Annotated in this window: 13 protein-coding genes; 9 read left to right on the top strand and 4 right to left on the bottom strand. The window is 76.5% G+C overall.

Annotation, left to right across the window (positions count from 1 at the left end; translation table 11 throughout):
* Nucleotides 1-213 precede the first annotated feature (213 nt).
* The 3 genes from hmgA to QC029_RS22310 all read left to right on the top strand — a co-directional run bounded on the left by hmgA (nucleotide 214) and on the right by QC029_RS22310 (nucleotide 3733).
* Nucleotides 214-1554, top strand: a complete 1341-nt coding sequence (gene hmgA, locus QC029_RS22300; protein WP_279557520.1) for a homogentisate 1,2-dioxygenase — start codon at nucleotides 214-216, stop codon at nucleotides 1552-1554.
* Between the two features lie 98 nt (nucleotides 1555-1652).
* Nucleotides 1653-2402 (top strand): GntR family transcriptional regulator, encoded by a 750-nt coding sequence (locus QC029_RS22305; RefSeq protein ID WP_279557521.1) that lies wholly within the window; start codon nucleotides 1653-1655, stop codon nucleotides 2400-2402.
* Nucleotides 2403-2542: 140 nt separating this feature from the next.
* Complete coding sequence (locus QC029_RS22310) at nucleotides 2543-3733, top strand: type ISP restriction/modification enzyme (protein ID WP_279557535.1); 1191 nt, start codon at nucleotides 2543-2545, stop codon at nucleotides 3731-3733.
* A gap of 253 nt (nucleotides 3734-3986) precedes the next feature.
* Here the strand turns inward: QC029_RS22310 and QC029_RS22315 are convergent, their stop codons facing one another.
* Complete coding sequence (locus QC029_RS22315) at nucleotides 3987-4253, bottom strand: hypothetical protein (protein WP_279557522.1); 267 nt, start codon at nucleotides 4251-4253, stop codon at nucleotides 3987-3989.
* 177 nt (nucleotides 4254-4430) lie between these two features.
* On the opposite strand from QC029_RS22315, the gene QC029_RS22320 reads away from it, so the two are divergent.
* The 3 genes from QC029_RS22320 to QC029_RS22330 all read left to right on the top strand — a co-directional run bounded on the left by QC029_RS22320 (nucleotide 4431) and on the right by QC029_RS22330 (nucleotide 7323).
* On the top strand, nucleotides 4431-5504 hold the full coding sequence (locus QC029_RS22320) for a serine/threonine-protein kinase (RefSeq protein ID WP_279557523.1): 1074 nt from the start codon (nucleotides 4431-4433) through the stop codon (nucleotides 5502-5504).
* Between the two features lie 110 nt (nucleotides 5505-5614).
* Nucleotides 5615-6736 (top strand): DUF5925 domain-containing protein, encoded by a 1122-nt coding sequence (locus QC029_RS22325; RefSeq protein ID WP_279557524.1) that lies wholly within the window; start codon nucleotides 5615-5617, stop codon nucleotides 6734-6736.
* Nucleotides 6733-7323 (top strand): NADAR family protein, encoded by a 591-nt coding sequence (locus QC029_RS22330; protein WP_279557525.1) that lies wholly within the window; start codon nucleotides 6733-6735, stop codon nucleotides 7321-7323. Before QC029_RS22325 ends, QC029_RS22330 begins: the two co-directional genes overlap by 4 nt.
* A 21-nt stretch (nucleotides 7324-7344) precedes the next feature.
* Here the strand turns inward: QC029_RS22330 and QC029_RS22335 are convergent, their stop codons facing one another.
* Entirely contained in the window at nucleotides 7345-7725 is a 381-nt protein-coding gene (locus QC029_RS22335) for a GntR family transcriptional regulator (protein ID WP_279557526.1), read from the bottom strand.
* A 57-nt stretch (nucleotides 7726-7782) separates the two neighbouring features.
* Nucleotides 7783-9180, bottom strand: coding sequence for a helix-turn-helix transcriptional regulator (locus tag QC029_RS22340; RefSeq protein ID WP_279557527.1), 1398 nt, complete (start codon nucleotides 9178-9180; stop codon nucleotides 7783-7785).
* 180 nt (nucleotides 9181-9360) lie between these two features.
* On the opposite strand from QC029_RS22340, the gene QC029_RS22345 reads away from it, so the two are divergent.
* Nucleotides 9361-9999: a hypothetical protein gene (locus tag QC029_RS22345; RefSeq protein ID WP_279557528.1), complete on the top strand. Its 639-nt coding sequence runs from the start codon at nucleotides 9361-9363 to the stop codon at nucleotides 9997-9999.
* A 119-nt stretch (nucleotides 10000-10118) separates the two neighbouring features.
* Here the strand turns inward: QC029_RS22345 and QC029_RS22350 are convergent, their stop codons facing one another.
* Complete coding sequence (locus QC029_RS22350) at nucleotides 10119-10574, bottom strand: MarR family winged helix-turn-helix transcriptional regulator (RefSeq protein ID WP_279557529.1); 456 nt, start codon at nucleotides 10572-10574, stop codon at nucleotides 10119-10121.
* A gap of 104 nt (nucleotides 10575-10678) precedes the next feature.
* Here QC029_RS22350 and QC029_RS22355 point away from each other — a divergent pair, with 104 nt between their 5' ends.
* Nucleotides 10679-11239, top strand: coding sequence for a DoxX family protein (locus QC029_RS22355; RefSeq protein ID WP_279557530.1), 561 nt, complete (start codon nucleotides 10679-10681; stop codon nucleotides 11237-11239).
* Nucleotides 11240-11404: 165 nt separating this feature from the next.
* Nucleotides 11405-12172, top strand: a complete 768-nt coding sequence (locus QC029_RS22360; protein ID WP_279557536.1) for a dioxygenase — start codon at nucleotides 11405-11407, stop codon at nucleotides 12170-12172.
* The last annotated feature ends 50 nt before the right edge of the window (nucleotides 12173-12222 follow it).

Here is a 12222-nt window from a genome sequence, read left to right on the forward strand (position 1 = left end):
CGGTCCCCCTCGTGGGCGGTGTCCGGGTGGGCGCGGCGGATCGGCGGCACCATACCGACCGGCCGGTAAGCGAACCCTAGCCCCGTCGCCCCGCGCTCGCCCAGGGGTGGGAGCCGAATCGGCGGCACGTCCGTCAGAGGTTCGCCGTTGACGTGCGGACCTTCCCATTCCTATGGTTGTCAGCAGGAAACCCTGAGCACCGGGAGCGTTGCGATGAGTGGCACCACGAGCGGTTTCGAGCAGGCGCGCAAGACCGCGGAGGGGCTGGCGTACTCCTCCGGCTTCGGCAACGAACACGCCTCGGAAGCCGTTCCGGGAGCGCTCCCGGTCGGCCGCAACTCCCCCCAGCGCGCTCCGCTCGGGCTCTACGCCGAGCAGCTCAGCGGCACCGCCTTCACCGAGCCGCGCGCCCACAACCGCCGCTCGTGGCTGTACCGCATCCGCCCCTCGGCGGCCCACCCGCGCTTCGTCCGCGCCGGGAACGGGACCCTGCGCGGCGCCCCCTTCACCGAGACCGAGCCGGACCCCAACCGGCTGCGCTGGGACCCGCTGCCCGACCCGGCCCCCGGCACCGACTTCCTGGACGGGCTGTGGACCCTGGGCGGCAACGGCGACGCCGCGCGGCGCGAGGGCGTCGCCATCCACCTCTACGCCGCGAACGCCCCCATGGAGCGCCGGGTGTTCAGCAGCGCCGACGGCGAGCTGCTGATCGTGCCCGAGCGCGGCGGTCTGCTGCTGCGCACCGAGTTCGGCCTGCTGCGCGCCGAACCGGGCCACGTCGCGCTGATCCCGCGCGGGGTGCGCTTCCGCGTCGAGCCGCTGGAGGCGGTGGCGCGCGGCTACGTCTGCGAGAACATGGGCCGCCCCTTCGTCCTGCCCGACCTCGGCCCCATCGGGGCCAACGGGCTGGCCAACCCCCGCGACTTCCTCGCCCCCACCGCCGCGTACGAGGACGTGGAGGGCCCGGTGGAGGTGGTCAACAAGTTCTGCGGCACCCTCTGGACGGCCACCTACGACCACTCGCCGCTGGACGTCGTCGCCTGGCACGGCAACCACGTCCCCTACGTCTACGACCTGCGCCGCTTCAACGTGCTCGGCAGCATCAGCTACGACCACCCCGACCCGTCGGTCTTCACCGTCCTCACCTCCCCCTCCGACACCCCCGGGCTGGCGGGCGTGGACTTCGTGGTGTTCGCCCCGCGCTGGCTGGTGGGCGAGGACACCTTCCGGCCGCCGTACTTCCACCGCAACGTGATGAGCGAGTACATGGGCCTGATCGAGGGCGCCTACGACGCGAAGACGGCCGGTCCGGGGGGCTTCGTCCCCGGCGGCGGCTCGCTGCACAACATGATGTCCGCCCACGGCCCGGACCGCGAGACGTTCGACAGGGCGAGCGCCGCCGAACTGGTCCCGCAGAAGGTGGACGACGGGCTGGCCTTCATGTTCGAGACCCGCTGGCCGGTGACGCTGACCGCCCAGGCCCGGGACGCCGGGCACCTGCAGCGCGGCTACGACGACGTGTGGCAGGGCCTGGAGCGCCACTTCCGGGGATGACCCGCCCGCGTCCGCGGGCGGCGGCGCGTACCGTGACCCACGACGTGTCGCCGCGGTGCCGCGGCGCAGCAACCCAGCCTGGTCGTCCGGAGGACGCCGTGACCACCTTCGCCCCCGACTCGCTCGCGCTGAACCGCAAGCTGCCGCTGTGGTACCAGGTCTCGCAGTCCCTGCGCGCCTCGATACTCGGCCGCTCCCCCGGCGCCCCCCTGCGCCTGCCGACCGAGGAGCGGCTCGCCGAGCACTACGGCGTCAGCGTGCTGACCATGCGCCAGGCGCTCAAGGAGCTGGAGAACGAAGGGCTGATCACCCGGCACCGGCGGCGCGGCACCTTCATCGAGCCGAGCGCCCGCAGCGGGTCGCCCGTGCGGCTGCTCGGCTCGGTGGACGCCATCGTGGCCCAGCAGTCGGGCGAGGAGACGGTGCTGCTGGGCCACGGCCCCGAGCCGGTCCCCGGGGAGCTGGTCGAGCACTTCCCGGACCTGGATGAGGCGGTGGCCTACCGGCGGCTGCGCCGCGACCGGGAGACGGGCGAGCCGACCAACTGGGCGGAGAACCTGGTCCGTCCCGAGGTCGCCGAACACGTCGACCTGGAGGACCTGGCGCGCTGGCCGATGACGAAGGTGCTGCGCGACACGGCGGGAGTGCGGATCAGCCGCATCACCGACACCGTCCAGGCCCGGCTCGCCGACCCCGAGACGGCCGACCTGCTGGACGTTCCGCTGCTCAGCCCGATCCTGCACTACACCGGCGTCACCTACGACGAGGGCGGCAGGGTGGTGGACGTGGCCCGCATCCGCTACCGCGGCGACCGCTTCTCCTTCTCCGTCACCGTGGAGGCGGACTGACCTCCGTCCGTAGCATGCGTGCGGTGGGCGACACGGGGAGGGACGTGGGCAGGAGCGGGGCGCGCGCCGGGACGGGCGGCGGGACGGGCGGCGGAGTCACCGGCGGGGCCGCCGCGGGCGCGCCCCTGCTCGGCGATCTGATGCCCTGGTCGGTCCGGCCGCCGCGGCCGGGCCGGGACTGGGTGACGGCGCCGGACGCGGCGTCGCTGAAGGCCCGCTGGGCCGCGCTGCTGCGGGCCTCCGGCGGCGAGCGCGAGGCGCTGTTCGTGCCCACCCGCGCCCGGACCACCCGCACCCCCGCCCCCCAGCTGCCGGGCCCGGCCGGGGGCGCGGGCGCCTCCACCGTCCGGCTGGAGCGGGAGGACGGGCCGTGCCCCGAGCCGGTGCGGGTGCTGTGCGGGCCGTACGACCGGCAGTGGCTGATACCGGACCACCGCCTCCTCGACGCCGCCCGGCCGGAGCTGTGGCGGGTCGCCGACGACCGGCAGATCCATCTGGTCGAGACCGCCGCCGCGCCCCGCTCCCCCGCCCCGGAGCCGGTCTTCACCGAACTGCTCCCGGTCGGCGGCCCCTCCGCCGTCCGCCCCGGCCGCGTACGCCCCCTCTACCGGCGCCCCGGCGGGCGCGAGCCCAACCTCGCACCGGGTCTGCTCGGCCTGCTGGCCGGGGCGCTGGGCACGCCCGTGACGGCCGAGGACCTCCTCGCCTGGACCGCCGCCGCGGTCCGCCCCGCCCCCGCCGGGCTCGCCGTACCGCTCACCGCGGACCGCGAGGTGTGGGAGGAGGGGGTCGCGCTGGGCCGCCGCGCGCTGTGGGCGCACACCCGCGGCGCCCGCTGCGGCGACGGCGGCCGTCCGCGTCTGCCGGGCGGGCGGCGGCCCTACGTACGGGCCGCGCTGCCCGGGCGTCCCGCCCCGGACGGGTTGCGCTACGACGCGGACGAGGAGGCGCTGTGGGTGGGGGAGGGCCGGATAGCGCCGGTGGCGCGGAGCGCCTGGGAGTTCGAGGCGGGCGGCGTCCGCGTGCTCGAGGAGTGGTTCGCGCGGCGTACGGCGCCGGCGGCGCCCGGCACGCTGGAGGCGGTGCGCCCGAAGGCGTGGCCGCCGGAGTGGACCTCGGAGCTGCTGGAGCTGATCACCGTGCTCACCCTCCTCGGCGGGCTCCGGGACGCCCGGGCGGAGTTCGCCGGCCGGCTGGCCGGGCGTCCGGCCGTCGACGCCGCCGCGCTGCGCGGGGCCGGGGTGCTGCCTCCGCCACCGGGGTCACGGCGTCCGGCCTCGGTCCTGGACCACCGCGAGGAGGGCCCGGACGGCCAGCTGGCCCTGCTGTGACCGGGCGCCGCGCCCCGTCGTCCGCGGCCGGCCCCGGCAGGGAAGCGGGAGCGGGCGGGCACGGCCGGACGGCCGTGGGAAGACCTCCAAGGGCACGGAAGGGCACGGAAAGGACCTGGAAGGGCGCGGAAAGGGCGCGGAGGGACGCGGAGGGACGCGGAGGAACGGACGGGGGCCGGGCGGCTGCGCCCGGCCCACCGCGGGGAGGCCGGCCTCCCGGGCTCTGCGCCGGGCCCGGGGTTCCGCTCCCGCTCTAGGCGTGCCCGCCGAAGAGGGAGCGCCGCAGCCGGCGCAGCGGCGCGAAGAGGGACACCCGCGCGCCCCGGTTCCGCGACCGGACGTGCGCCGCGTCGCGCGCGGTCAGTTCGCGCATGAGCAAGGTCGCCTCCGCCGTGTCATGCTGGGGGACGGCGGGACCCGCCAGCACGCTCAAGTGCCGGTCGAGGCGCGAACTGGTCGCACCGCTCCCGCACTGGACCGCAGGGACCCGCGCCCTGCTGCGCACCGTTATCTGTTCCATGACACTCCCCACCCAAACGAGGGCTCCCGGCCCGGGCAGGCTAACCCTATCTCCCGACCGTGACCCACGGGTATTCCGGCCACTCGATTCACCTTCCCCGCAAGGGGGTTGACGAACACCGTACGAGACAACAGCATCCGATCGACCCCATGACGGGGCCGGGGACGGGGGACGACGATGAACACCGGTGACACCGGACGGCTGCTCGCCGACCGGTACCGCCTCACCGCCGAGCTGGGCCGCGGCGAGGTGGGCGTGGTCTGGCAGGGGCGCGACGAGGTGCTGGGACGCGAGGTCGCGGTCAAGGAGATCCGGGCGGCGGAGGAGCTCTCCCCGGCCGAGGTGCGCACCCTCTACGCCGGGCTGGAGCGGGAGGCCATGACGGCCGGGCGCATCTCCCACCGCAACGCCACCACCGTCCACAACGTGGTGGTCGAGGACGGCCGCCTGTGGATCGTGATGGAACTGGTACCGGGCCTGTCGCTGGCCGCCGTGCTGGAGGCCGAGGGGCCCATGTCCCCGCCCCGCGCCGCGCGGATCGGCGCCGAGGCGGTCTCGGCGCTGCGCAGCGCGCACGAGGCGGGCATCACCCACCGCGACATCAAGCCCTCCAACATCCTGCTGGGCAACGACGGGCGCGTCGTCCTCACCGACTTCGGCACCGCGCTGGTGAAGGCCGACACCGCGCACGACCGGCCCGGGGCGCCGGTCGGCCGGCCGGAGTTCCTGTCCCCGGAGTGCGCGCGGGGCCAGGCCCCCGGCCCCGCCGCGGACCTGTGGGCCCTGGGCGTCCTGCTGTACCTGGCCGTGGAGGGCGTCTCGCCGTTCCGCCGCGACACGCCCGAGGAGACCCTGCGCTCCCTCGCCTCGTACACCGACGCCGATCTCCCGCCCGTGCGGCGGGCGGGCCCGCTGGCGCCGGTGCTGGAGGGGCTGCTGCGGGCGGATCCGGCCGAGCGCGCGACCGCCGCCCAGGGGGAGCGGCTGCTGCGCGTGGCCGCGGCCGGCGGCGGCCCGCGGGCGGCGGCTCCCCCGCCCTCTGCGGAGCCCGTGCGGTCCGCGTCCGGCGAGGACGGGGACGGGGGCGAGGACGGGCGCCGGGGCGCGCCGGGCGCGGCTCCCGGGACGCGGGAGCCGTCCGCGCCGTCCTCCTGGGACGCCGACCGGGGGCCGCGCGGGGTGCTGGCGCTCGTCGCCGGGCTGCTGGTCCTGCTGCTGGCCGCCCTCGCCGTGGCCGTCGTCCTGCGCTGAGCGCCCGCCGGTCCCCGGTCGGCGTCCCAGGGGGACCGCACCGCGCCCCGCCCGGCGACGGCGCCGGAAACCTGCGTGCGCGGGGACCGCCCGTGCCGGATCATGGGGCCATGTGTGCCGACCGCCGTGCCGTGCCGACCGAGGACTCGCTGCCCATCCGCCTCAACATCGACGACAACGACTCCCCCTCCGACGTCATCGACGCCCTGTTCCTGGGCCGCTTCACCACCGGCGAGCAGCCGCACGCCCGCAGCCGTTCGGTGGAGCGGGTCAGGAAGGGCACGGCACTGCTGCCGCCGGGCGCGACCGTGCTGCGCTCCGCCCGCGACGGCGACCGCGGCGCGACGCTGGCCGAGGGCGACGGCTGGACGGTGCTGGTCTCCCGCTGGAACCGCGGCGCCGACGTGACCGTGACGGCCGTCAGCGAGGACCTGGCGGAGCGGACGCTGAAGTCCGCGGTGGACGGCGCCGAGGACGAGCCGGAGCCGCAGCCGGACGACGTCACCATGGGCTTCTGGTACAACTCCCCGCGGCGCGGCCCGTACCGCACCACGCGCCGGATCACCGCCGGGAGCTGGGAGCGGATCCGCGGCAACTACACGGCGCCGGTCGCCGAGGCGCTGGACGGGCTGATGAAGACGACCCCGGACGACATCGCGGGGCGGCTGCTGCTGCTCCACGGCCCGCCGGGCACCGGCAAGACCTCCGCCCTGCGGACGCTGGCGCGCTCCTGGCGGGAGTGGTGCCAGGTCGACTGCGTACTGGATCCGGAGCGGCTGTTCAACGAGGTCGGCTATCTGATGGACATCGCCATCGGCGAGGACGACGGCGCGCCGGGCCTGCCGGGCGGGGAGCGCTGGCGGCTGCTGCTCCTGGAGGACTGCGACGAGCTGATCCGCGGCGAGGCCAAGCACGCCACCGGCCAGGCCCTCTCCCGTCTGCTGAACCTGACCGACGGGCTGCTGGGCCAGGGCCGCAACGTCCTGGTGGGCCTGACGACCAACGAGGACCTGGAGCGGCTGCACCCGGCGGTGGTGCGGCCCGGCCGCTGCCTGGCCCGCATCGAGGTCGGTCCGCTGACGCGCGCGGAGGCCGTGAACTGGCTCGGCACGGACGAGGGCGTGGGCCGCGACGGGGCGACCCTGGCCGAGCTGTACGCGCTGCGCCGCGGCTCGGGTCCGGCCTCGGTGCCGCCGCAGCCGGGGCGGCCGGACGAGGGGATGTACCTGTGAGGCCCGGCGGGAGCGCGTACGACCGGGTGGCGGAGCTGGTCGGGCGGCAGGCGCGCGGTGAGCGGCTCCGCTACGTCCACTTCTGGGGGCACACCCCGCGGCGGGGCCGGGGGGACGGCTCGCCCGGTCCCTGGTGCCTCAGCCAGTGGTGGCCCGCGCCGTTCACGGTGGAGGGCGTCGAGTACGCCACCGCGGAGCACTGGATGATGGCCTGCAAGGCACGGCTGTTCGGCGACGCGGAGGCCGAGGAGCGGGTGCTCGCCGCGGCGGACCCGGGCGCCGCCAAGGCGGCGGGCCGCACGGTGCGGGGCTTCGACGAGGAGGTCTGGGCACGGCACCGCTTCGGGATCGTGGTCGAGGGCGGCGTCCACAAGTTCGGGCAGGACGCCGGGCTGCGCGCGTACCTGCTGGCCACCGGAGACGGTGGAGGCGGGCGGGTGCTGGTGGAGGCCAGTCCGCTGGACCGGGTGTGGGGCATCGGGCTGGCCGCGGACGACGAGCGGGCGGCCGATCCGGCGCGCTGGCGCGGACTCAACCTGCTGGGCTTCGCGCTGATGGAGGCCCGGGAGCGGCTGGCGGCGGGCTGACGCCCGCCGGCCCCCTCCGCGTCAGCCCTCCCGTCCGTACTCGGCGCCTATCGCCTCCTCGACGGCGGCGAGCGCGGCGGTCCGGTCCAGGCCCAGGCGGCGGGCCCGCCGGGCGTACGTCCGCGCCGCCTCGGCGGCCTCGCGGGCGGCGGCGTCCCCGGTGGCGGCGACGAAGGTGCCGTGGCGGCCGCGGGTCTCGATCACCCCGTCGGACTCCAGCGCGCGGTACGCCTTGGCCACCGTGTTGGCCGCCAGTCCCAGTTCCTCGGCGAGTCCGCGCACGGTGGGCAGCCGGTATCCGGCCGGCAGCCCGCCCCCGCGGGCCTGCTCGGCGATCTGGGCGCGCACCTGCTCGTAGGGGGCGGTGGGGGCGTCCGGGTCGACGGTGAGTCTCAGGGGCACGGCTGCTTCTCCTGCGGCGGGGTCGGGCGTCGGGTGCGTCGATTGTGCACCAGCGCGTCAGCCGCGCTCCCAGGTCCCGGTCTCCAGCGCCCAGCCGTACTCCGGCCGGCCCTTCGCGCCGCTCGTGCGGAAGGGCCGGCCGCCGTCGTCGATGCGGAGGGTGCCGCCGCCTCCCCCGCCGCTCCACTCCAGTTCGATGTACCAGTCGCAGTCGCAGCCCTCGGTCCGCGCCTCCACGCGCAGCGCGAGGGGGTCGTCGGCGGTGACGCGGTACGGCAGGCGGGTGGCGGGCAGGCGTCGGCCGCCGTCGCCGTCGTAGCCGTCCACGGGTTTCGCCAGCGGGCGCGGGGCGTCCAGGTCGACGGAGAAGGCGGCCGGGGAGAGGGATCCGCCGCAGCCGCCGTTCATCGCGAAGGACGACCGGGCCGGGGGCGTACGGCGGGCCGCCACCCGGACGTGCACGGCCTCGACCACGACGGGGGCCGTCCCGGTGCCGTGCACGGTGGCCTCCACGATGGTCTCGCCGCCGTGCACGGCGTCCAGGGAGCGGGCCCAGCCGGCCGCGTCCTGCTCCACCGGGGGCGGGGGGACGCGGGAGGGCGGCAGGTCGATCAGGTAGCGGTGGTCGCAGCCGTGCCGCCACACGTGGGAGCGGGCGGACCAGCTCGGCGGGGCCGCTCCCGGCGCGCCGCCGCGCCCGCGCTCCCGGGCGCTCCCGTCCGGCGCCCGGGAGGAGGCCGTCCGCGGCGCGCGGTCCGGCTCCGCGTCGCCTGCTGTGTTCCCGCCGTTCCCGCCGTTCCCGCCGTTTCCACCGTTCCCGGCCGGGGACGGGGGCGGGGCGGAACGGGAGGCGGGGGAGGACGGTGAGGCGTCGGGGCCGCCGGGGGTCCCCGGCGCGGGGACGGTGGGCCCGCCCACGGCGCGGCGCTCCGGACCGGTGCGGCCGGGGAGGGCGTTCACCGCGGCGGTGACCGCGACGACGAGGACCACGGCGAGTACGGCGAGCACGGCCGGCAGCGGCCACGGCGGCACCCGGCTGCTCCGCCCGGAGCCGGCCTCCGGCGCGCGTTCCGGCTCGGACTCGGGCTCCGGCTCGGGCGCGCGTTCCGGTTCGGAACCGGACTCGGACTCGGGCTCGGGTCCGGGCTCGGAACGCTCCTCGGGAGCGGGCTCCGCCGCCGGGCCCGGCCGCTCCGGCTCCCGTCCGCGCAGCGCGTCGGCCCGCATCCACCGCCGGTGCAGCTCCAGCAGCTCCTCCGGGGTCGCGCCGCACAGCCTCGCCAGCCGTTCCACCGGGGCGTACCGCGCGGGGACGGCCTTGCCGTTGCAGTAGCGGTGCAGCGTGGACGTGCTGGTGTGCAGCCGCCGCGCCAGCGTGCCGTAGCTGTGGCCCGACCGTTCCTTCAACTCCCTCAGGCAGGCGGCGAACTCCTCCGTCTCCCGCACGGTCCCCATGGCCTCCCCCTCGTCCCCGCCGTTCCGGGAGCGCGTTCCAGGCGCGCGCGTTTCCACTGGTCAGCCTAGGCGCGAACGTTCCCGCGTCCCGCTTTCCGCGGCATCTGTTGCCACCGTGTGACAGGGCGGCGCAGGCTCACGGTGACAACCGCCGACACGACGATCCGGGGGGACCCGCACATGACCATCCGCACACGGCACGGCCGTACCGCCACCGCCGCGGCGGTGGCGGCCGCCACCGTCACCGCACTGACCGCACTGACCGCCGCGGGCACGGCCCAGGCCGCGCCGGAGCGGAGCGCCGCACCGGGGTTCCTCTCCGCGGGGCAGCTTCCGCCGCACCCGTCCTCGCCCTGGTACGCGGGCGAGGTCACCCGGGGGCTCCCGGAGTTCCCGGTGTTCTGCCTGGAGGAGGCGCTGCCCGCGGAGGGCGCCTGGCACCGGCAGTTCGGCACGGAGTACGACACCTGGGCCGTACAGGTCTCGGTGCGGACGGCGGGCGACCGCGCGGCCCGCAGGCTGGCCGCCGCCGCCGAGGCGTCGGTGCGCGACTGCGCGGCCGACTACCTGGAGCGGTACCCGGAGGCCTCCGCCCAGTGGAAGGACTACGGCCGTCTCGACGTCGAGGAGGGCGCCCACGTCTACGGCGTCCACACCGCCCAGCCGGAGTCCGAGCACGGGATCCACCTGTTCGGCGTGGGCCGCGACGGACGCACCGTCACGGTCGTCGCCTGGGCGCAGATGGGCACCTTCGAGCACGCCCCGGTGAAGGGGTTCCGGAAGACGACGCGCACGGCGGTGGACCGGCTCCACGGCTGACCGGCGCCGGACGCCGCCGGGGGCGAGGGGCCCCGTCACCGCCGCGGGGCGGGGCGGGGTCCCTCGCGGCGTTCCCGTTCCGCGTTCCCGTTCCCGTTCCCGTTCCGCGTTCCGCCCGCTCAGTCGCGCAGCCGGCGGCCGACCTTCCCGAGCGCCTCGGCGAGCACGGCGAGCTGTTCGCGGTCGAGGACGTCGATGAGCGTCTCGCGCACCGCCGCCACGTGCCCGGGGGCGGCTCGGTGGAGCAGTGCGCGCCCGGAGTCGGTGAGGACGGCGAAGACGCCGCGCACGTCGGTGGGGCAGGCGCGCCGCCGCACCAGGCCGCGCCTCTCCAACTGGCCGACCTGGTAGGTCAGGCCGCTCTTGGAGGTGATCAGCCGTTCGGCCAGCTCGGTCATGCGGATCTCGCCGCCGGGGGCCTCGGCGAGGTGGACCAGGATCTCGTACTGCGGATGGGACAGCCCCGCCTCGTCCTTGAGCTGCTGCTCCAGCCGCCGGGTGACGCGGTTGCCGGCCTCCAGGAAGCCCTGCCAGGCCGCCATCTCCAGCTCGTCCAGCCATCGGGGCTCGTTCATGCGTCCATCGTACGCGGTTGTTCAAATTCGAACCAAGCTGTACGCTCGCCACGACCGAGTGGTTCGAATTTGAATCACCACAGCGGCAGAGCAGGAGAACACGCATGGCCACCTCCACCGGCGCCTTCCCCCGCACCGACGCCACCGCCGGCCCCCGCGGCGGCGCACCGCAGCCCTCGTCCGCCGCGCACGACGCCGGGCTCCTGCTGCTGCGGCTCGCGCTCGGTCTGACGATGGCCGTGCACGGCGCGCAGAAGCTGTTCGGCTGGTTCGGCGGCGGCGGCCTCGAGGGCACCGGGCAGTTCTTCGCCTCGCTGGGCTACCCGTCCCCCGAGGCGATGGCCGTGGTCGCCGGTCTCACCGAGACCGCGGGCGGCCTCGCCCTCGTCCTCGGCCTGCTCACCCCGCTCGCCGGGGCGGCCGTGCTGGGGACCATGGTCAACGCGGTGGCGGTGAAGTGGGGCGGCGGCTTCTTCGCCCCGCAGGGCGTGGAGTACGAGCTCCTCCTCGCCGCGGCCGCCGCCGCGCTCACCCTCTCCGGCCCCGGCCGCTGGGCCGTGGACCGCGCCCTGCCCGTGCTGCGCTCGCACCGGCTCTCCCACGGCGCGGCCGCCGTCGCGCTGGCCGCCGTGGTCGCGGGCGCGACCCTGCTGGCCCGCTCCTGACCCACCCGTGCCCCGGCCCCCGAGGAACCGCGGGGGCCGGGGCGGCGGGAAGCACGAAGCGAGAAGGAAGCGAGAGTCACCGCCATGACCGCGTCCGTCCCACAATCCGCCCCGCAGCCCGTCCCACAGCCCGCCCCGCCCTCCCCGCGCCCCGCGGCGGGCCGCATGCCCGTGCTCTACCTCGGCCACGGCGCCCCGCCGCTGGCCGACGACGCCCTGTGGACCGCGCAGCTCGCCGACTGGTCCGGCGCACTGCCGCGCCCGGAGGCCGTGCTGATCGTCTCCGCCCACTGGGAGTCCGCCCCGGTGACGCTGGGCGCCACGCGGACCGTCCCGCTGGTGTACGACTTCCACGGCTTCCCCGAGCGCTACTACCGCGTCACCTATCCGGCCCCCGGCGCCCCCGCCCTGGCCGCGAAGGTGCGGGCGCTGCTCGCCGGGCCGGGCACCCCGGTGCACGACGCCCCAGGCCGGGGCCTGGACCACGGCGCGTACGTACCGCTGGCCGAGATGTACCCCGATGCCGACGTCCCCGTGCTCCAGCTCTCGATGCCCACCCTCGACCCCGGAGAGCTGATGGGGCTGGGCCGCAGGCTGGCCCCGCTGCGCGACGAGGGCGTGCTGATCGTCGGCAGCGGATTCTTCACCCACAACCTGCGCGGCCTGAGGTGGGGCGCGGGGCCGGACGAGGCCCCGTCCTGGTCGAAGGAGTTCGACGCGTGGGGCGGTGAGGCCCTGGCGCGGGCGGATCTCGACGCCCTGCTCGACTTCGAGCACCGGGCCCCGGCGGGCCGGATCGCCCATCCGCGCGCCGACCACTTCGCACCGCTGTTCGTGGCCCTCGGAGCGGGTGAGGCCGACCTGTCGGCCCAGCGCACGGTCATCGACGGCTTCTGGGGCGGGCTGTCCAAGCGCTCGGTCCAGCTCGGCTGAGGCGGCGCGGGCCCGCACCGGGCCCGCGCCGCCTCCGGCGTCAGGTGGCC

The sequence above is a fragment of the Streptomyces sp. DH37 genome (assembly GCF_029813835.1).
Classification (GTDB): Bacteria; Actinomycetota; Actinomycetes; order Streptomycetales; family Streptomycetaceae; genus Streptomyces.